This is a genomic window from Glycomyces harbinensis (genome assembly GCF_900101745.1).
Lineage (GTDB): Bacteria > Actinomycetota > Actinomycetes > Mycobacteriales > Micromonosporaceae > Glycomyces > Glycomyces harbinensis.
The window spans coordinates 171,547-189,686 of sequence record NZ_FNAD01000001.1 but is presented as its reverse complement, the minus strand read 5'-3'; the positions used below and the strand labels follow the sequence as shown (position 1 = coordinate 189,686).

Annotated in this window: 18 protein-coding genes; 5 read left to right on the top strand and 13 right to left on the bottom strand. The window is 71.9% G+C overall.

The window, feature by feature from the left end; translation table 11 throughout:
* Positions 1-149 precede the first annotated feature (149 nt).
* Positions 150-1,169 (top strand): LacI family DNA-binding transcriptional regulator, encoded by a 1,020-nt coding sequence (locus BLQ63_RS00830; protein ID WP_245680816.1) that lies wholly within the window; start codon positions 150-152, stop codon positions 1,167-1,169.
* A 15-nt stretch (positions 1,170-1,184) separates the two neighbouring features.
* Here the strand turns inward: BLQ63_RS00830 and BLQ63_RS00825 are convergent, their stop codons facing one another.
* Both BLQ63_RS00825 and BLQ63_RS00820 read right to left on the bottom strand, forming a co-directional pair.
* Positions 1,185-2,069, bottom strand: coding sequence for a pirin family protein (locus tag BLQ63_RS00825; protein WP_091027255.1), 885 nt, complete (start codon positions 2,067-2,069; stop codon positions 1,185-1,187).
* Between the two features lie 160 nt (positions 2,070-2,229).
* Positions 2,230-3,198, bottom strand: coding sequence for an alpha/beta hydrolase fold domain-containing protein (locus BLQ63_RS00820; RefSeq protein ID WP_091027254.1), 969 nt, complete (start codon positions 3,196-3,198; stop codon positions 2,230-2,232).
* 74 nt (positions 3,199-3,272) lie between these two features.
* Here BLQ63_RS00820 and BLQ63_RS00815 point away from each other — a divergent pair, with 74 nt between their 5' ends.
* The gene (locus BLQ63_RS00815) at positions 3,273-3,833 is read left to right on the top strand and encodes a TetR/AcrR family transcriptional regulator (protein WP_091027253.1); all 561 of its coding nucleotides are present in this window, start codon (positions 3,273-3,275) and stop codon (positions 3,831-3,833) included.
* A gap of 3 nt (positions 3,834-3,836) precedes the next feature.
* Here BLQ63_RS00815 and BLQ63_RS00810 read toward each other — a convergent pair whose 3' ends face one another.
* The 5 genes from BLQ63_RS00810 to BLQ63_RS00790 are packed head-to-tail and all read right to left on the bottom strand — an operon-like array spanning position 3,837 to position 8,641.
* On the bottom strand, positions 3,837-4,628 hold the full coding sequence (locus BLQ63_RS00810) for an ABC transporter ATP-binding protein (RefSeq protein WP_091027252.1): 792 nt from the start codon (positions 4,626-4,628) through the stop codon (positions 3,837-3,839).
* Positions 4,625-5,656 carry a FecCD family ABC transporter permease gene (locus BLQ63_RS00805; RefSeq protein WP_091027251.1) on the bottom strand — a complete coding sequence of 344 codons (1,032 nt, stop codon included), beginning with the start codon at positions 5,654-5,656 and terminating at the stop codon, positions 4,625-4,627. The genes BLQ63_RS00810 and BLQ63_RS00805 overlap by 4 nt, the downstream gene beginning before the upstream one ends.
* Positions 5,653-6,702 (bottom strand): FecCD family ABC transporter permease, encoded by a 1,050-nt coding sequence (locus BLQ63_RS00800; protein WP_091027250.1) that lies wholly within the window; start codon positions 6,700-6,702, stop codon positions 5,653-5,655. Before BLQ63_RS00800 ends, BLQ63_RS00805 begins: the two co-directional genes overlap by 4 nt.
* Positions 6,699-7,586 carry a siderophore-interacting protein gene (locus tag BLQ63_RS00795; protein ID WP_218124968.1) on the bottom strand — a complete coding sequence of 296 codons (888 nt, stop codon included), beginning with the start codon at positions 7,584-7,586 and terminating at the stop codon, positions 6,699-6,701. The genes BLQ63_RS00800 and BLQ63_RS00795 overlap by 4 nt, the downstream gene beginning before the upstream one ends.
* The gene (locus tag BLQ63_RS00790; protein ID WP_143014718.1) at positions 7,583-8,641 is read right to left on the bottom strand and encodes an ABC transporter substrate-binding protein; all 1,059 of its coding nucleotides are present in this window, start codon (positions 8,639-8,641) and stop codon (positions 7,583-7,585) included. Before BLQ63_RS00790 ends, BLQ63_RS00795 begins: the two co-directional genes overlap by 4 nt.
* Positions 8,642-8,839: 198 nt before the next feature.
* On the opposite strand from BLQ63_RS00790, the gene BLQ63_RS00785 reads away from it, so the two are divergent.
* On the top strand, positions 8,840-9,874 hold the full coding sequence (locus tag BLQ63_RS00785) for a pectate lyase family protein (RefSeq protein ID WP_091027248.1): 1,035 nt from the start codon (positions 8,840-8,842) through the stop codon (positions 9,872-9,874).
* Positions 9,875-9,932: 58 nt separating this feature from the next.
* On the opposite strand, the gene BLQ63_RS00780 is transcribed toward BLQ63_RS00785, so the two are convergent.
* The gene (locus BLQ63_RS00780) at positions 9,933-11,996 is read right to left on the bottom strand and encodes a cellulase family glycosylhydrolase (RefSeq protein ID WP_218124967.1); all 2,064 of its coding nucleotides are present in this window, start codon (positions 11,994-11,996) and stop codon (positions 9,933-9,935) included.
* 168 nt (positions 11,997-12,164) lie between these two features.
* On the opposite strand from BLQ63_RS00780, the gene BLQ63_RS00775 reads away from it, so the two are divergent.
* On the top strand, positions 12,165-12,773 hold the full coding sequence (locus tag BLQ63_RS00775) for a TetR/AcrR family transcriptional regulator (RefSeq protein WP_218124966.1): 609 nt from the start codon (positions 12,165-12,167) through the stop codon (positions 12,771-12,773).
* Positions 12,774-12,824: 51 nt separating this feature from the next.
* Here BLQ63_RS00775 and BLQ63_RS00770 read toward each other — a convergent pair whose 3' ends face one another.
* The 4 genes from BLQ63_RS00770 to BLQ63_RS00755 form a co-directional block, all read right to left on the bottom strand.
* Positions 12,825-13,796: an aldo/keto reductase gene (locus BLQ63_RS00770; RefSeq protein ID WP_091027247.1), complete on the bottom strand. Its 972-nt coding sequence runs from the start codon at positions 13,794-13,796 to the stop codon at positions 12,825-12,827.
* A gap of 76 nt (positions 13,797-13,872) precedes the next feature.
* A complete protein-coding gene (locus BLQ63_RS00765) occupies positions 13,873-14,937 on the bottom strand; it encodes a saccharopine dehydrogenase NADP-binding domain-containing protein (protein ID WP_091027246.1) in 1,065 nt (354 codons plus the stop codon).
* 55 nt (positions 14,938-14,992) lie between these two features.
* Positions 14,993-16,042, bottom strand: a complete 1,050-nt coding sequence (locus BLQ63_RS00760; protein WP_091027245.1) for a glucose 1-dehydrogenase — start codon at positions 16,040-16,042, stop codon at positions 14,993-14,995.
* Between the two features lie 95 nt (positions 16,043-16,137).
* Positions 16,138-17,052: an SDR family oxidoreductase gene (locus BLQ63_RS00755; RefSeq protein ID WP_091027244.1), complete on the bottom strand. Its 915-nt coding sequence runs from the start codon at positions 17,050-17,052 to the stop codon at positions 16,138-16,140.
* A gap of 110 nt (positions 17,053-17,162) precedes the next feature.
* Between BLQ63_RS00755 and BLQ63_RS00750 the strand changes: the two genes are divergently transcribed.
* Positions 17,163-17,741: a TetR/AcrR family transcriptional regulator gene (locus tag BLQ63_RS00750; protein WP_091027243.1), complete on the top strand. Its 579-nt coding sequence runs from the start codon at positions 17,163-17,165 to the stop codon at positions 17,739-17,741.
* 17 nt (positions 17,742-17,758) lie between these two features.
* Here the strand turns inward: BLQ63_RS00750 and BLQ63_RS00745 are convergent, their stop codons facing one another.
* Positions 17,759-18,130, bottom strand: coding sequence for an MmcQ/YjbR family DNA-binding protein (locus BLQ63_RS00745; protein WP_091027242.1), 372 nt, complete (start codon positions 18,128-18,130; stop codon positions 17,759-17,761).
* Positions 18,131-18,140 lie beyond the last annotated feature (10 nt).

The window sequence follows — 18,140 nt, the reverse complement described above, 5'->3', positions numbered from 1 at the left end:
ATGTACCGCAGCGAAGCGAGGCGGGACCCGGTGGTCGGGTTCCCAATGGCGGCTGCCTATGGTAGAAACCGATAACTGTCCTATCACTCGAAAGCAGGTGCCGGGTGCCCAGGAGACCGGAGCGGGGAAAGCGGCCGACGCTCGCGGACGTGGCCGAGCGCGCCGGGGTCTCGGCCATGACCGTCTCGCGGGTCGTCTCCGGGAACTACCCGGTCGCGCCGCCGACCCGGGCGAAGGTGCTGCGCGCCATGAAGGACCTCGACTACGTGGTCAACGCGCACGCCCGGTCGCTCGCGGCCACCACGACCAAGACCGTCGCGTTCGTGGTCGACGACGTGACCGGCCCGTTCTTCGCGCTCATCGCGCGCGGCGTCGAGCACCAGGCCTCCTCCGAAGGGCGCTTGTGCCTGTTGTGCACCACCCACGGCGACCCCGAGCGGGAGCTGGCGGTCGTGGAGCTCATGCGCGAGCAGCGCGCCGAGGCGGTGATCCTCGTCGGCGGCGCCTGGGACACCGCGACCTACGCCGAGCGCACGGCCGCTTTCGCACGGGCCCTGGAGAAGTCGGGCTCGCGCCTGGTGCTGTGCGGGCGGCCCGCGCCCGAGGAGGGCCTGCCGGTCAGCACCGTCGAGTACGACAACGAGGGCGCGGCCTACGCGATGACCTCGCACCTGCTCGCGAACGGGCACCGCCGGATCGCCTACGTGGGCAGGGCGGTCGGCCTGTCGACCACGGACGAGCGGGTGGCCGGGTACCGCCGGGCGCACGCCGACCACGCGGTGGGCTTCGACCCCTCGCTCGTGCGGGCCGGGGAGTTCACGCGCGAGAGCGGCACCGCGCTCACCGAGGCGCTGGTGGAGGAGCGCCCCGACGTGACGGCGGTCTTCGCGGCCACGGACATGGTGGCGGCCGGGGTCCTGGCCGCGCTACGGCGGCGCGGCGTGCGCGTGCCCGAGGACGTGTCGGTGGCCGGCTTCGACGACATCCCGCTGGCCTCGGACCTGACCCCGGCGCTGACGACGGTGCACGTACCGCACGAGCAGCTGGGACGCGAGGCGGTCCGCCTGGCGCTCCACCGGGGCCCGGGCGCGGAGGACCGGGTCATGCTCGGCACCCACATCGTCATCCGCGACTCGGTGGCCCCGCCGCGTGCCGCCGTCGTCCCGTGAAGGACCGCGCCGGTCTCAGCGGTCGTAGGCGAGCCGGGCCTGTCGGGGCACCGGACCGAACGCGCCGGACTGGAAGTCGCTGAAGGCCTCTGCGATCTCGGCCCTGCTGTTCATCACGAAGGGCCCGCCGAAGGCGACCGGTTCGCGCAGCGGGGTGCCGCTGTAGACCATGGCCTTGGCGGGCTCGTCGCCGTCGGGCACGGTCAGGTGCAGCATCGTGGAGTCCACGCCGCCGACCGGGTCGGACCAGCCCGTCTGCCCGGAGGCCAGCTCGCGTCCGCCGACGAGCAGTCGACCGCTGACGACGTGCACGAACAGTCGGTGCTCGGCGGGGACGGCGAGCCCGAAGGACGCCGTCGGGTCGATCGCGGCCATCAGGCCCTGCACCGACTGGTGCGTCTCGGCGGTGCCGGTCACGCCCGCCACCGTGCCCGCGTGCACGTCGATCACCACGCCCGGTGCGCGGACCCGCCGCATCCCGGCGCGGGTGAGGTCCTGGTAGCGCGAGTCGGTCATCTTCTTCGTTCGCGGCAGGTTGAGCCACAGCTGGAAGGTGTGGGCGTGTTCGTTCCGGTACGCGAGTTCACGGTGGACGATGCCCTTCCCGGCGGTCATCCACTGCACCTCACCGGGTTCGAGGGCGCCCGCGTTGCCGAGGTTGTCGCCGTGTTCGAGCACGCCCTCGACCACGAACGTCACGGTCTCCAGCCCGCGGTGCGGGTGCCACTCGAAGCCCGGGCTGGAGAACCAGTCCTCGGCCATGATCAGGAAGGGGTCGGTCAGCGCCGGATCGTTCGGCGCGAAGGCCAGCGCCTTGTCGTCGACCTGGGCGTCCGCACCCAGACGGCGTGCGTTCTCGACCCGGTCGAGGGTCCGCTGGAAGACGGCTGCGGCGGTCATGTGCTCGTTCTCCGCTCGTTCGAGGTCGATGATGCGGTCATATACATGATAGGTCAACTATTGAGCCGCCGCACACTGCGGCGTCGTCGGCCCCGTATCGCGGGTGGCGACGCCTCCGTGGCGGGCGGTCGCGCCTCCGCAGGCGAACCGGGTCCGGCGTTCAGGCAAGGCGCTCGGTGAGGAACGCGGTGATCCGGGCGCGGGCGTCCCGGGCCTGGCGGACCAGGCCCGACATGTTGAGGAACGCGTGGCCCGCGCCCTGGTGCTCGCTCAGCTCCGCGGCGGTGCCGGCGGCGCGGAGCCGTTCGGCGTAGGCCCGGCCGTGGTCGGCGACCGGGTCCAGGACGGGGACGACGACGAGCGCCGGGGCCAGGCCGGCGAGGTCGTCGGCGTGCAGCGGCGAGACCGCGCGGGCGTCGGCGCCTTCGGGAACCGCGAAGCGGCGGAGCAGTTCCAGGCGCGGCATGTTGAGGGTCGGGCTGTCGCCGTGTTCGATCATCGACGCGTAGTCGAAGGCGGTCGCGGTCAGGTCGGTGCAGGGGTTGACGAGGACCTGGGCGCGCAGCGACAGCCGGGCGTCACGGGCGCGGATCGCGGCCATGGCGGCGATCAGTCCTCCGGCGCTCTCGCCGAAGACGGCGACCCGCTCGGGGTCGACGCCCCGGTCGGAGGCGTGCTGGACGACGTGTCGCAGTGCGTCCCAACCGTCGTCGACGGCCGCGGACATCGGCAGGTCGGGGGTGAGGAGGCGGTGGTCGACCGAGACGACGACCGCGGGCACCCGCGCGGCGACGTGGCTGCTGACCCAGTCGCACTGCGCGGCGGTGCCGATGAAGCCGCCGCCGTGGACGTGGAGGACGAGCGGCAGGCGGCCCTTCGGCGCGGTGCGCGGACGGTAGACCCTGACGGGGAGCTCGCGTCCGGGCAGCACCAGGCGGTCGTCGGCGATGTCGGCGCCGCGGTCGGGGAAGCCGGTGACGGCCCGCAGTCTTCCCGCGGCGGCGGCGCGGTTCTGGGCGTCGCGGAGGGCGTACAGCTCATCGAGGGGCAGTGTCCCCCAGTCGGGTTCCTTCCGCAGGCCGAAGACGAGGCGGATGCCGAGCGGCGGTTTCGTGCGAGTGGCGGTCATGGTTCCTCCTGGATCAATATTACGCTACTAGCAGTATCGATACCGAAGGTAGCATAATTGGGTATGCTGGTGCCATGGCCCGAACCACCACCGCCGCCGGAGCGCCCGGCAGGCCCCGCTCGAGCGTCGACGCCGCGGTCTTCGCCGCGACGCGCACCACGATGGACGAGCTCGGCTACGCGCGCGCCACCGTCGACCGCATCGCCGCCGCCGCGGGGATCGCCAAGACCACGATCTACCGGCGCTGGCCTTCCAAGGGCGCCTTGATCACCGCTTTTCTGGTGGACGCGTTCGACGCGCCGCCGCTGGAGGACGCCGACCCCAAAGACGGCCTGGGGCCGCTCGTCCGCTGGGTCGCGGCGAAGATCGCCGAGCCGGGGGTCGGCACGGCCTTCGCGGGGGTGTTCACCGACGCGGTCAACGACCCCGCGCTGCGCGAGATCCTGTCCACGCGGCTGCAGGAGCCCCATGTCCTCACGCTCCAGGAGATCCTGGGCGAGTCGCGGCAGCGCGTCCTGTTCGTCGTCGACGTCGTCGTCGGTACCCTGCTGCACCGCATGGGCATGACCGGGGAGCCGATGGCCGACGACGACGTGGCGGCGCTGGCCGCGATGATCCAGCGCGTCCTGGACTGAGGTTCAGGCCGGGCGGCGCTGCGCCCGGCCGAGCGGGAGCACCAGCGGCGTGCCCGAGACCGGGTCCGGGACCACCTTGCACGGCAGGTCGAACACGTGCGCGACGGTCTCGGCGGTGATGACGTCCTCGGGCGGGCCCTCGGCGTAGATCGCGCCCTCGCGCATCGCGACGATGTGCGAGGCGTACCGCGCGGCCTGGTTGAGGTCGTGCAGGACCGCGATCACGGTGCGGCCCTGGTCGTTGAGCCCGGCGAAGATGTCGAGCAGCTCGATCTGGTGGGCGATGTCGAGGAAGGTCGTCGGCTCGTCGAGCAGGAGCAGCTCGGTCTGCTGCGCCAGGACCATCGCGACCCAGACCCGTTGGCGCTGGCCGCCGGAGAGCTCGTCCACAAGGCGGTCGGCGAGGTCGGTCGTGCCGGTCGCGGCCATGGCCTCCTTCACGGCGGCCTCGTCGGCCCGGCTCCACTGGCGCAGCGCCGACTGGTGCGGGTAGCGTCCGCGCGCGACCAGGTCGACGGCGGTGATCCCGTCGGGGGCGATGGAGGTCTGCGGCAGCAGGCCCAGGCGCTTGGCGACCTGTTTGGACGGCATCGAGGCGATGAGCTTGCCGTCCAGGAGGACCGAGCCCTCGGTGGGCTTGAGGAGGCGCGAGAGCACGCGCAGGAGCGTGGACTTGCCGCACGCGTTGGGGCCGACGATCGCGGTGAACGAGCCCGGTGCGATGCGCAGGTCCAGGTCGGTCCCGACCGGCCGGTCGCGGTAGCCGAAGGTCACTCCGGAGGCTTCGAGGGTCATCGCATCTCCTTCCGCGACTGCACGATGAGCAGCCAGACGAGGTAGGCGCCGCCGAGGACGACCGTGATCAGGCCGACCGGGAGCGCCTGCGGCGGGACGTTGAGCGCGAACGCGTCGCAGGTGACGAGCAGGAGCGCGCCCGTCGCCGCCGAGGGCACGAGCTGGACGCCCGGCGCCCGGGTGATCCGCCGCGCCAGCTGCGGCGCGACGAGCGCCACGAACGTGATCGGCCCGGCCAGGGCCGTCACGACCGCGCTCAGCGCGACGCCGACCACGACCAGCGCGAGCCGGACGGGCTCGACCCTGACGCCGAGGGCCGCGGCCGCGTCGTCGCCCAACTCCAGCATCCGCAGGCGCCGCCCGAGCCACAGGAGCGGCACGAGCAGGACCCCGACCACGGCGACGCCGTTGCGCGCGTCGCTCCAGTCAAGGCCGTTGAGGCTGCCCGCGCCCCAGATCGCGGCCATCTGCGCCTGCCACAGTTCGGCTTTGAGCAGCAGGTAGGTGTTGACCGACCCGAGCAGGGCGGTGATCGCGATGCCGACGACGATGAGCCGGAACCCGTGCACGCCGCGGCGGTAGGCGAGCAGGTAGACCGCCAGCGCGGTGGCGATGCCGCCGGCGAGGGCCGAGGGGATGACGAGCGCGGTGCCGCCGACGGCGATGATCGACAGGACCGCGCCGGTGTAGGCGCCGGAGTCGAAGCCGATCACGTCGGGGCTGCCGAGCGGGTTGCGCGTCAGGGACTGGAAGATCGCGCCGCTGAGGCCGAGCGCGAGGCCGAACACGAGGCCGAGGAGGACTCTGGGGAGTCGCCATTGGACGACGACGGTCTCGACGGCGGCACCGGCGTCGCTGATGAGGGCGCGCACGACGTCGACGGCGGACACGCGCATCTCGCCGAGGCCGAGGGCGACGACGGCGGCGAGGATCGCGGCGGCGGCCACGATCGCGGTGACGACGGCGACGCGCAGCAGGGTCCGGGTCGAGGCGCGGTCGCCCGCGCGGAGCACGAGGTAGCGCCTCACAGGCCGCTCGCCTTCGTGCGGCGCACCAGCATGATGAGCACGGGCGCGCCGATGACGGCGGTGACGATCCCGGCGGGGATCTCGTCGGGGATGACGACGACGCGGCCGAGGACGTCGGCGGCGACCATGAGGGCCGGGCCGAGCAGGCAGCTGTAGGCGAGGATCCACCGCTGGTCGGGGCCGGTGATCCAGCGGGCCGCGTGGGGCACCATCATGCCGAGGAACCAGACGACGCCGACGGCGGCGGTGGCCGAGCCGCACAGGAGCGTGACGGCGCCGACGACGGCGATGCGGGTGAGCCATTGATTGCCGCCCAGGGCGGTCGCGAGGTCGTCGCCGAGGGCGACGGCGTTGAGGCCGCGTGCGGCGACGGCGGCGAGGACCAGGCCCGCGCCGATGAACGGGGCGATGGTGGCGAGGGTGGACCAGCCGAGGTCGGCCACCGATCCGGCCTGCCAGCTGCGCATGGTGAGGAACGCGTCGGCGTTGAGCAGGACGATGGTGGAGGCGATGCCTTGGAGGACGGCGCCGAGCGCGACGCCGGCGAGCACGAGTGTCACCGGGGAGCGGCCGCGGCCTCCGGCGCTGCCGATGAGGAAGACGGCGCACGCGGTGATCACGGCGCCGGCGAAGGCGGCCCAGACCTGGAGGAGGTCGCCCGCGGCGGGGGCGAGGCGGACGACGGCGACCATGCCGAGGGCGGCGCCGGCGGAGACGCCGAGGAGGCCGGGGTCGGCGAGCGGGTTGCGGGTGAGGCCCTGCATGAGGGCCCCGGCGACGGCGAGGGCGATCCCGACGACGACGGCGAGCGCGGTGCGCGGGAGGCGCTGGCCGACGACGATGGTGTGCGGGTCGCCGTTGTCGGTCCTGAGGGCTTCGAGGACGTCGCCGATGGGGAGCGGCCTGGAGCCGAACACGAGGCTGAGCGCGACCAGGACGAGGAGGGCCGCCGCGGCGGCGACGAGTCCGAGGAGTCGGCGCCGCCGCCGGTCGGGTGCGGCGATGTCGTCGGCCGCTGTTGCGGCCGTTGGGCTTTGCGTTGTCATAGTCCCAGTGAGTCGAGCCGGTCTTCGTAGGCGTCGGCGATGTCCTCGGGGTCGTCGCCGGAGTCCCACATCGCGTCGAGTTCGGCGCGGGTGGCCTCGTCGAGGGCGGCGAAGCGCTCGCGCCAGCGTTCGGCGTCGGCGGTCCAGTAGCCGAGGGCCTTGTAGGCGCTCGCGGGGAGTCCGAGGTCGCGGCGCAGGTGCTTGCGGGCGCCGCGGAGGGTCTTGGTCTCCCCGGCGATCCACACGTAGCCGATGCCGTCGGGGAGCTGGAGGCCGCGGGCGGCTTCGTCCAGGCAGCTGGGGCCGTGGCCGTTGCCGCCGACGATCCAGGTGGTCTCCAGGAGCGGGTGCGCCGGGAGGTCGGTCTTGTGGGACTCCTCGGCGACTTCGAGGACGAGCCGGGTGCGGACGTGCGCGGGGGTGAGTTCGACCAGGCGCAGCGCGGCGGGAAGTCCGGCGTTGTCGGCGAGGAGGACCTGCCACTGGAGGCCTTCGGGCGGGTCGTACAGCGGCTTGGGCGTGTTGATGCCGATGACGTCGCCGACCTGGGCGGTCTTGGCCCAGGAGGCGGCGAGGCCGCCGTCGTGGACGACGAAGTCGACGGTGACGAGGCCGCGCTCGGGGTCGGCGTCGCGGATCGTGTAGGTCCGCAGCCGGTCGCCCTGGACGGTGCTGTAGTCGAGGTCGTCGCCGGCCACGTCGGGCAGCGGCGGCCGCTCCTCCCCCGCGAGCGGGAAGAGGATGCGGACGTACTCGTCGCCGACCCCGGTGGTGGGGTAGCCGACCAGGTTCGGGCCGCCGAAGACGATGCGGCGCATGGCGGGCGTGAGGTCGACGACCTGTACGACCGGGGCGTGCATGACCCGCATGGGCTGGCCGGTCATCCGACGAGCGCCTGCTCGACGACGTCGAGGAACGCGAGCTGGCCGCTGGGCGAGCCGAAGGTCATCTCCATCTCGTAGCCGACGACGCCGTCCTGCGCCACGAAGTCGAGGTCGGCCCACAGGGGGTTCTCGGCGGCGTCGTCCAGGAGCTGCTGGAACTGGGCGTCGCCCTCGTCGCCGATGCCGCGGATCATGAACGCGTAGTCGATCCCGTCCATCTTGCCGATCGTCTCGCCGCTGAGGGCTTCGCCTTCGCGGTCGTTCGCCAGCGAGGTGGGGGCGACGGTGAGGCCGAGGTCTTCGAAGACCTGGCATTCGACGCCGGAGTAGCAGCCGGTCTGGAACTGGTCCTCCCAGTAGCCGACCGGGGCGACGGTGATCGCCGCGGGGTCCTCGATGAGGGCGCGGACCTCGGCGACGCGCTCGTCGTAGATCGCCTTCCACTCCTCGTAGTACTGGGAGCGGCCGAGGGCGGCGGCGGTCTGCTCGAAGTGGAGCATCCAGGACTCGCCGTCGAACGCGTCGACGCTGTAGGTCGGGGCGATCTCGGGCAGGCGCGAGACCACGTCGGGGTCGTAGCCGAGGCCGTTGAGGATGAAGTCGGGTTCGGCGAGCAGGAGCGACTCGTAGTCGTACTCGGGGTAGTTGGTGAAGGTCGAGACGTCGGCGAGCGCCTCCTGCGGGAAGAAGCAGGGGAAGGTCGTGTACCCGGAGTCGGAGCGGATCGGCTGGCTGGCGGCGAGGGGGTAGCGCAGCCAGATGAGCATGTCGACGTCGGTGGTGTACATGCCGAGTGCGGCCTCGGGGGCGGCGGGCAGGTCGACGTCGCCGAAGTCGGTCGCGACGGTCCGGGTGCCGGTGCCCTCGGCGACGGGTTCGAGCTCGGGCAGCTCGGGGATCACCGCGTCCCGGCACTGCTCGCCGAGTTCGGACTCGCGCTCGGCGGCCTCGGGCTCTTCGGCGGTGTCGGTGGTGCACGAGGCGGCGAGCAGGAGTCCGGTCACGCCTGCCAGGGCCGCGGCGGCGGAGCGTCGCATGGTTCTACGGGGGGTCACCGTTCGTCCTCCTCATTTAGGTAAGGCTTACCTTAAAGGATGGCGAGGGCCACTCATGATCGCGGCCCGGTCCAGTGGCGGCGGCTACGGCGGAAGCGGGGCGAAGGCGGCGGAAGCGGCCGCGTGCAACCGGTTGCATTGTCTGCGGCGCGCCGATATTATATCGATATCTACCAATATCTTGAGAGAGGAATCGGCATGCGAAGACGCGGAGACGCACGCAAGGCCGTGGTCGCCGGACTGGCCGCCGCGGCCTGCGCCCTGGGGACGTGGGGCGCACTGGGACCGGCGCAGGCGGACGAGGCGACCGATGGCACCCGGAACGCCATCGGTGACGCCTCGTTCGAGGCCGCGCAGACGGGCACCGCCGACGGGTTCGCCTCGGTGAACGCGCTCGGCCAGAACGGGACCACCGGCGGCGTCGGCGGCCCCACGGTCACCGTGGACACCACCGACGAGCTGCTGGAGGCCATCGACACCGTCGGCGCCGTGGTCATCCAGGTCTCGGGCACGATCGACATCACCAGCAAGCAGGGCGTGCGCCCGAACAAGACCATCATCGGGCTCGGCGACGACGCGGTGATCGACGGCGGCGGGTTCGACTTCTACCGGTCCTACAACGTGATCGTGCAGAACCTCACCTTCGCCAACGCCGAGGACGACGCGGTCAACGTCGGGCAGGAGTCCCACCACATCTGGATCGACCACAACACCTTCGTGAACCCGACCGACGGCTCGATCGACATCGTGCGCCAGGCCGACTATGTGACCGTGTCCTGGAACCACTTCGACGGGACCGACAAGAGCATGCTCCTGGGCCACTCCGACAGCGCCTCCACGGACGCCGGCCACCTCAAGGTGAGCATCCACCACAACTACTTCGACGGCTCGAACCAGCGCCACCCGCGCGTGCGGTTCGGCGAGCCGGTGCACGTGTACAGCAACTACTTCCGCGGCAACGAGTCCTACGCCGTGGCCTCCACGATGGACGGCGGGGTCTTGGTGGAGGGCAACTACTTCGCGAACGTGCCCTTCCCGTGCTTCTCGGCGAGCGGCTACGCCGAGAGCGGTCCGGGCCGGCTCGTCGAGCGCGGCAACCGGTTCACCGAATCCGGCGAATGCGAGACCGCCGGCTCGGTCGAGGAGCCGGGCGACTACTACGACTACACCCTCGACGACCCGGCGACGCTGCCGTCGACGGTCCCGGCGGGAGCGGGGGCCGGAGTGCTTTAGCCGGCAGGGACACACGGGCCCCGGCGCGAACACCGCGCCGGGGCCCGTGTCGTCCGGGTCAGCCGGCGTCGCCGGTGACGGTGTCTCCGGATTCGGTGATCGTGTAGGCGACCCGGGCCCCGCTGTGGAAGTGGAAGGTCAGGGTCACCGGCTGCCCGTCGGTGACGGCGGCCAGGAACTCGGGCGTGAGGATCAGCGTGCCCGCGTCGTAGTCGGGCCGGAAGTTCGACCAGAACTCCTGGTAGGACGTCCAGTTCGCGGGCCCGGCGTTCGAACCGTCGGCGTACTTGGCCTCCATGGTGGCCAGGGTGTCGCCGCGGAACTGCGTCGGGATCGCGAAGGAGGCGGTGGGCCCGGTCGCGTCGGACAGGACCGGCGCGTCCGCGGTGATGACGTTGACGCGCCACGGCACGCCCGCCGAGAAGCGCGCCTCGATCCGGGCGTTCACCCCGTACGCGCGGTCGCCCGCGAGGCGGGTGAGGGCCGCGGCGGTCAGCGTGAGCGTGTCGCCCGAGACCGTGTAGTCCGCACCTTCGGCCAGTTCGGCGCCGCCCTGCCAGAGTCCTTCGAAGTCGAGGCCGTTGCGGTTGAGCGTCAAGGACTCCGACGTGATCGCGCCGGACTTCGGCAGGTACACCGAGTCGAACGAGGCCGTGCCCGAACGGGTCGTCCAGCCCGACGCGAAGTAGTCGTAGAGGTGCTCGTCGCGCCATTGCAGCGTGTTCCGGTTGAGGAACTGGCCCGCGTCCCACAGCATCGTGGTGACGCCCTTGTCGCGGGCGTGGAACTCGGCCGCCTCGAAGAACTTCGTCAGCTCGCCGTACTGGTGGATGCCGGGCCGGGTGTGGTCGTAGCTGAGGACGGCCCACTCCCCGACGATGACCGGGACGCCCGCGTCCACGAAGGTGTCGTTGACGCGCTGGAACGTGTTCACCATGTCGGCCTCCACCTCGGCGTTGAAGGTGGTGACCCCGGCGATGTTGACGCTGAAGGGCCAGAAGCCGTAGAAGTGGACCGTCGCGGCGATCATCGGGTCGTCGAGGTCGTCGAAGGTGGCCTTGAGCGCGTCCAGGCGCACCTGCTCGGAACTGGTGTGCAGTGTGGGCAGCACCAGGAGCCGGTCCTCATTGCCGCCGCCCGAGCCGCGCACGACGTCGTGGAAGGAGCGGTTCAACTCGTCCACGAGCACGTCGCCCTCCGCGTCCTCGACGCCGGCGAGCTGCGGTTCGTTGATGCTCTCCAGGGCCAGCTCGGCGGGGTGGTCCTTGAAGCGGTCCGCGATCTGGGTCCAGATCGCCTCGTACTTCGCCAGGACCGCGTCATGGTCGTTCGGCAGTTCGCTGAGCCACATCCACGAGTCGTGGTGGAGGTTGAGCAGGACCTGGAGGTCCTGTGCGAGGGCCCAGTCGACGACCTGGGCGACGCGCTCCATGCGGGCCGGGTCGATCGCGTAGTCAGGGCCCTCGCCGACGAACTCGTCCCACGTGACGGGGAGGCGGATCGAGTTGAAGCCCTGGCCCTTCACCGTGGCGAGCAGTTCCTCGGTGATCATCGGGTTGCCCCAGGCGGTCTCGCCGCCGAGCGCGTCGAGCGTGTTGCCGACGTTCCAGCCCGGCTCCATCGCCGCGACCTGCTCCATCGCCGTCACCGAGCCGGCGGGCGGGTCGGTCGTGGGGGCGGTGGTCGGTTCGCCGACGGTGCCGTCGCAGACGCGGCCGTTGAGCCGGAACGCGAACGGGTCGCGGTTGACGCCCGCCCAGAACCCGTTGAACCCGAACGAGATCGAGCCGCCGGTCGCCACCTCGGCGTTGTAGCTCAGGCTCGTCGCGTTGACCTGCTCGGCGGTGGTGGTGAAGTGGGCGTTCCACCCGTGGGTCACGCTCTGGCCCTCGGGCCAGACCCACTCCACGTCCCAGCCGTCGACCGGTTCTCCGAGGTTGACGATCTTGACGTCGGCGGTGAACCCGCCCGGCCACTGGCTCTGGACGTTGTACTCGACCTCGCAGCCTTGGGCCGCTTGGGCGCTGACGGCGCCCAGCAGCCCGGTCGCCAGCAGCGCGAGCACCGCGGCCGCGACGGCGAGCAGCCGTATGCGGGTTCTTCGAAGGGATGGCAGGTTCACTTTGCACTCCTTGCCGGACGGATTGCGGAGGGACGCGGCAGGGATCGCAGAGCCGCATATGAATCGACGATACTCAATGTGTCAGTTGAATGTCAATTATCCTCGGACCGTCCCTCGCGACGGATTCGACCGGTCCGAAGGCCTCGCGGCGCTGGCTAGAATGCGCAGGTGCCCCACGAAGAACGCGCGCTGCGCGCCGACGCCGCGCGGAACGTCCAGCGGCTCCTGGACGCCGCCCGCGCCGTCTTCGCCGAGACGGGGCCCGACGCGCCCCTGGAACTGATCGCCGAACGGGCGGGCGTCGGCATCCGGACCCTGTTCCGCCACTTCCCGCACAAGGAGGCGCTGGTGCGCACGGCGATGAAGCAGGCGGTCACCGAGCGCCTGCCGCCGATCCTCTACCGGACGCCCGACTTCCCGCCGCGCGCGGCCATCATGGTCGTCATGGAGGCCGCGCTCGCGATCATCGACCGGGAGCGGAACACCCTCGCGGCCGCCGCCAACCCCGCAGCGCTGGCCGCGGAGGTCGTCGCGCCCGTGCTCGAACCGCTCGCGGCCCTCACCGAGCAGGCCAAACAGGACGGCACGATGCGGTCCGACGTGACCGGCGACGACGTCGCCCGCGTCCTGGGGATGCTCACGAACTTCCTGTGGGTCGTGCCCGAGGGGCACGAGGGGTGGCGGCGCTACCTCGTGCTCGTCCTCGACGCCTTCGAGCCCGGCGCGGCCACGCCGCTGCCGCCCGCGGCACCGGTCGTCGACGGCGACGCGATCTGACAAGCGAAGCGACCGCGGACCGGTCCCCCGGTCCGCGGTCCCGTCGAAGTCCTACCAGGAGTACGCCTCGGGCGCCGCTCCCCCGGGGCCGGGGAAGATCTCGTCGAGGGTCTTCAGGTCGGCCTCGTCGAGTTCGACGTCGAGCGCGGCCACGGCGTCCTCGAGCTGGGACATGGTGCGCGGGCCGATGATCGGGCCCGTGACGCCGGGCTGGTGGAGCACCCACGCCAGGCCGAGGACCGCCGGGGCGACGCCCTTCTTCGCGGCGAAGGCCTCGTACTGCTCCAGCTGCGGCCGGTGCTCCTCGACGCGCGCGGCGAAGTGCTCGCCCGAGCGGCGGCCGGTCGCGGCCTGCTCGCCGAGGACGCCGCCGAGGAGCCCGCCCGCCAGCGGCGACCACGGGATGACGCCGAGGCCGTACTGCTGCGCCGCCGGGATCACCTCGAGTTCGATGTTGCGGTTGAGGAGGCTGTAGATCGACTGCTCCGACACCAGGCCGAAGCTCCCGCGCCGCTCGGCGCGCTCGTTGGCCCGGGCGATGCCCCAGCCGGGGAAGTTCGACGAGCCCGAGTAGACCACTTTGCCCTGCGCCACGAGGACGTCGATCGCCTGCCAGATCTCCTCCCACGGGACCGTGCGGTCGATGTGGTGGAACTGGTAGAGGTCGATCCGGTCGGTCTGGAGGCGCCGCAGCGACGCCTCGATCTGGGCCCTGATGTGGTACGCCGACAGGCCGCGGTCGTTGGGGCCGTCCGCGACGTTCCCGTAGACCTTGGTGGCAAGGACGACCTGGTCGCGGGCCTCGGGGCGGGAGGCGAACCAGCGCCCGATGATCTCCTCGGTCCAGCCCTTGCGGGTGCGGCCGTAGACGTCGGCGGTGTCGAAGAAGTTGACGCCGAGTTCGAGCGCGCGGTCCATGATCTCGTGCGCGTCGCCCTCCTCGGTCTCGGGTCCGAAGTTCATGGTGCCGAGGACGATGCGCGAGACCTTGACGCCGGCGCGGCCCAACTGGGTGTACTCCATGAGTCCTCCTGATAGGTGAGGCCCTCATTCTAACGCCGCCGAGAAAGCCCTTTCCTCGCGCTGTCCGGGCGGCCGGTCAGGCCAGGACCTCGTCGAGAAGGTCGGCGCGGCCCTCGATGTCCCCCACCGCGAGCGGTTCGGCCAGGTCCGGGGCGACGCCCGCGACGGCCTCGCGGGCGGCCTCGGTGAAGTGGACGGTGCCGTCCGGGTCGATGCGCTCGATCCCGTCGGCGCGGGCCATCCGCTCGTTGAACGCGATCGCGTCCTCCAGGGACTCGCCCGGCGGCAGGTCGAGCGCGATCGACCCGCCGGAGATCCGCACCGGGTACCCGCCCGGCAGGCCGCCGGGCGCCGGGACGGACCAGCGCAGGTCCGGCCCTTCCGGCAGCAGCGCCTCCAGGACGGGGACGGTGGCCGCGGCCGTGACGAAGTTGTTCTGCATCCCCGGTTCGATCGCGGGCGCGCGGTAGGCGGCGCCGTCGTCGCGCCGGCCCTCCTCCCCCAGGTAGACGCGGCAGCGCTCGGCCGGGTCGGCGGGCGGGTCGGAGGTCATCACGGCGTCCAGCTGCGAGTGGTGGCCGACGACGCGGACCAGGGGCGGTTCGGTGTCGGGCGACTCCCGGCGCAGGGCGGCCCTGGCGCGGCGCAGCATCATGCCCGCGTTGCCCAGGCCGAGCATCGGCGCGAGCCCCATGCGCTCGAGGACCGGGCCGGTCACGTCCGGATGGGACAGGTTCGCCACCGGTCCCGCGAAGCCGGTCTCGCGGGCCGCCCGCATCACGTTGACGATGATCGGGAGCTGGTAGGGCAGCCGGATGCCGAGCCCCGCGGCCTCGACGGCCTCGGCCGCCGGGTCCTTCCTGCCGTCCAGGGCCCAGGGGCTGCGCAGCGAACCGCACTGAACGACCAGGTCGGGCTTGACGCGCTCCAGGAGTGCGGCGACGTCCTCGACGCGGGTGGCGTCGAGCTGCGTCGGTTCGACCAGGCAGTCCGTGGCGCTGGCGACGATGCCGGCGACGGCCCTGACGTTCGCGGCCGACCGGCTCGCGACCACCAGGCGCCGGACGGCCCCGCTCGCGGCGAGCCCGGCGGCGATCCGCTCGCCCATGTCGCCCATGCCGATGATCAGTGCGGTGCTCATCGGACGATCGTATGGGAATCGAGGACGGTCCGACAGGCCAAGTGCTTCTTGCGTACTAGCCGATGTCGATGACGACCTTGACCTCTGCGGAGCCGGCGTGGAAGGCGTCGGTGAAGTCGTCCAGGGAGACCCGGCGGGTGATGAGGCCCCGCAGCCATTCCCGGTCGGAGTCGGCGAGGACTTCGGCGGCCTTCCGGCAGTGGTCGAGGTTGGCGTTGACCGAGCCGACGACCACGTCGTTCTCCAGGACGATGTCCCGGTTGAGGCTCCCGGCGTCGACGTTCATGCGCCGCCCCGCGGGCGAGACGCCGGTGAGGCAGGTGACGCCGAAGGCGCCGGTCGCGGCCATCGCGTCGAAGACGAGCGCTTCGGAGCCGGTGGCCTCGATGACGACGTCGGGCACGACCTGCTTCATCACCGCCGGGAAGCCCTCGTGGTGGTAGGTCGCCCCGAGCGCCTCGACGAGCTTGGGCTTGTGGCCGTCCGCGGCGCGGTCGAGCACGTGCACGTCGAGCCCGCGCTGCGCCCCGATGAGCGCGGCCAGGAGGCCGATGGGTCCCGCGCCGGTGACGAGCACCGACTTCGGGTCGAACCAGGAGCGGGAGCCGACCTTGTCGATCTGCTCCCACGCCTTGACGAGCACGCTCATCGGTTCGAGGAGCACGCCGACGTCGGCGAGCGAGGGGTCGAGCTTGACCGCGTAGTCGGCCTCCACGGTCCACACTTCGCTGCCGTAGCCGTGGATCTCCTTGATGCCGCGTTCGGTGTACTCGCCGTTGCGGCAGTTGTCGAACAGGCCGCGCGCGCAGGCGCAGCACGGTTCGGGGTCGGGGCGGCGGACGACGCCGACGACGAGGTCGCCCGGCGCGAATCCGCCGCCCTCGGGGGCTTCGCGGACCCGGCCGAGCGATTCGTGCCCGATGATGAGCCGGTCGGCGCCGGGCGGGGCCCAGCCGTACTCGCCGTCCGACAGTTCCCGGTCGGTGCCGCAGACGCCGAGCGCCATGGCGTCCACCAGGAGTTCGCCGTCGCCGGGGGTCGGCTCGTCGACCTCCTCCAGTTTCAGCGAGCCCTGCTCACCGGGCACGATCGTCAATGCGCGCATGTCGACACCTCTCCGCTTCAGCCCCGGGACCCGTCCATTATGCAACGATTGCGGGTTGTGCTCCGGTGCTTCGCGAGTACGGGCGCGCGTGCGGGTCAGGCGGACTTGAAGTAGTGGCCCTGCTCCAGGTCCTCGATCAGGCCCGGGTGGACCGGCTCCCAGCCGAGGAGTTCGCGGGTCCGGACGCTGGAGGCGGCCCGGTCGGCGCCGGCGAAGTCGGCGAGCCAGCCGAAGTGCCCGGGCGCCTCCTCGGCCGTGATCGAGGCGACCGGGACGCCGAGGTGGCGGCCGGCGACGGCGGCGATGTCGCGGAGCGGGACGCCTTCGTCGGCGACGACGTGGAGCGTCGAGCCGGCCGGGGCCTTGTCGAGCGCGAGGCGGACGAGGGTCGCGGCGTCGGCGCGGTGGACCGAGCACCAGCGGTTGGCGCCGTCGCCGACGTAGGCGGAGACGCCGCGTTCGCGGGCGGCCTGGAACAGCGTGGTCAGGAAGCCGGCGTCGCCCTCGCCGTGCACGATCGGGTAGCGCAGGACCTGCGAGCGGACGCCGCGCGCGGCGAGGCCGAGCACGTACTCGGCGGTGGCGAAGCGGCCGGCCGGTCCGGAGACCTCCGGGCCGACGTCGTGGCCGTCCTGCTCGCCGACGGGGTCGCCGCCGCCGGACATGGGCGTGCCGGAGGCGATGGCGAAGAACTTGTCGGTTCCGGCCAGCGCCTCGCCGATGGCCTCGACGGCGCGGCGGTCGTCGGCCACGGCGTCGTCGAACCGGCCCGAGAAGGCGATGTCGTGCTTGAAGGCGAGGTGGACCACGGCGTCCGAGGCGGCGGCCTCGTCGCGCAGGACGTCGAGGTCGTCGACGGTGCCGCGCCGCACGTCGGCTCCGGCGGCGGTGAGCGCCGCGGCGGAGGCGTCGGAGCGGGCGAGGCCCACGACGCGGTGGCCCGCGCCGAGGAGTTCGGAGACGACGGCGGAGCCGATGAAGCCGGAAGCGCCGGTGATGAAGACGCGCATGTGAGTCCTCCTGGTTCGGTGGCCGGTGCTGGGAGCCCGACCTGATGTCAGTGTCTGACATCAAACCTAGCACGTGATGTCAGTGGCTGTCATCAAGGTAGGATCGGGCCATGAGCCGATGGGAGCCGAACGCGCGGGGACGCCTGGAGACGGCGGCGTTGGCCCTGTTCACCGAGCACGGCTTCGAGCAGACCACCGTGGCGGAGATCGCCGGTCGCGCCGGACTCACCGAGCGGACGTTCTACCGGCACTTCGCCGACAAGCGCGACGTCCTGTTCCCGGACACGAACCCGCTGGGCACCTTCCTCGTCGAGGCCCTGGAGGGCGTTCCGGCCCCGGCCGCCCCGATGGACACGGTCGCGGCCGTCCTCGACGGCGTCGGCCTCTTCTTCAAGGACCGCTGGGAGTTCGCGCGCCGGCGCCAGGCGGTCATCGCCGCCAATCCCGAGCTCCATGAGCGCGAGCTCGTGAAGTTCGCCTTCCTGACCGCGACGCTGTCCGAGGGGCTGCGCCGCCGCGGGGTCGGCGAACCGGCCGCGAGCCTCGCCGCCGAGGCGGGGGTCGCGGTCTTCAAGATCGCCTTCGGCCAGTGGGTGGCCGAGTCCGAGCAGCGGGACCTGCGCGAGCTCATGCGCGCGGCGGTCGCCGAGCTCAAGGCCGTGACGAGTGCGGGCGAAGCGCCCGGGTAACGACCGGCCGGGGCCGCTCAGAGGGAGCCGTCGAACTTGAGGCGGAGTCGCTTGGGCAGTGCGTCGCGCACGATGCCGTGGGCGTCGCGTACCAGGTCCGCGACCAGTTCGCGGGTGATCTCCCCGCCCGCGGTGACCGAGATCCAGAGGCGCTTGTTCACGTGGTACCCAGGGGTGATCTGGGCGTACTGCTCGCGCAGCGCGATCGCCTCGGTGGGGTCGGCCTTCAAGGTCGCCATCGCAACGCCCTTGACGTCGGCCAGGAGCAGGAAGATCTTCCCGCCCACCTTGTAGACGTCGGTGTCCGGGCCGAAGGGGTGTTCGAGCACCGCCCCGGACTGCTCTTCGGCGGCCTCGGCCGCCACCTTCAACAGCGTCTCGCCGTCCATGCGCGCTCCT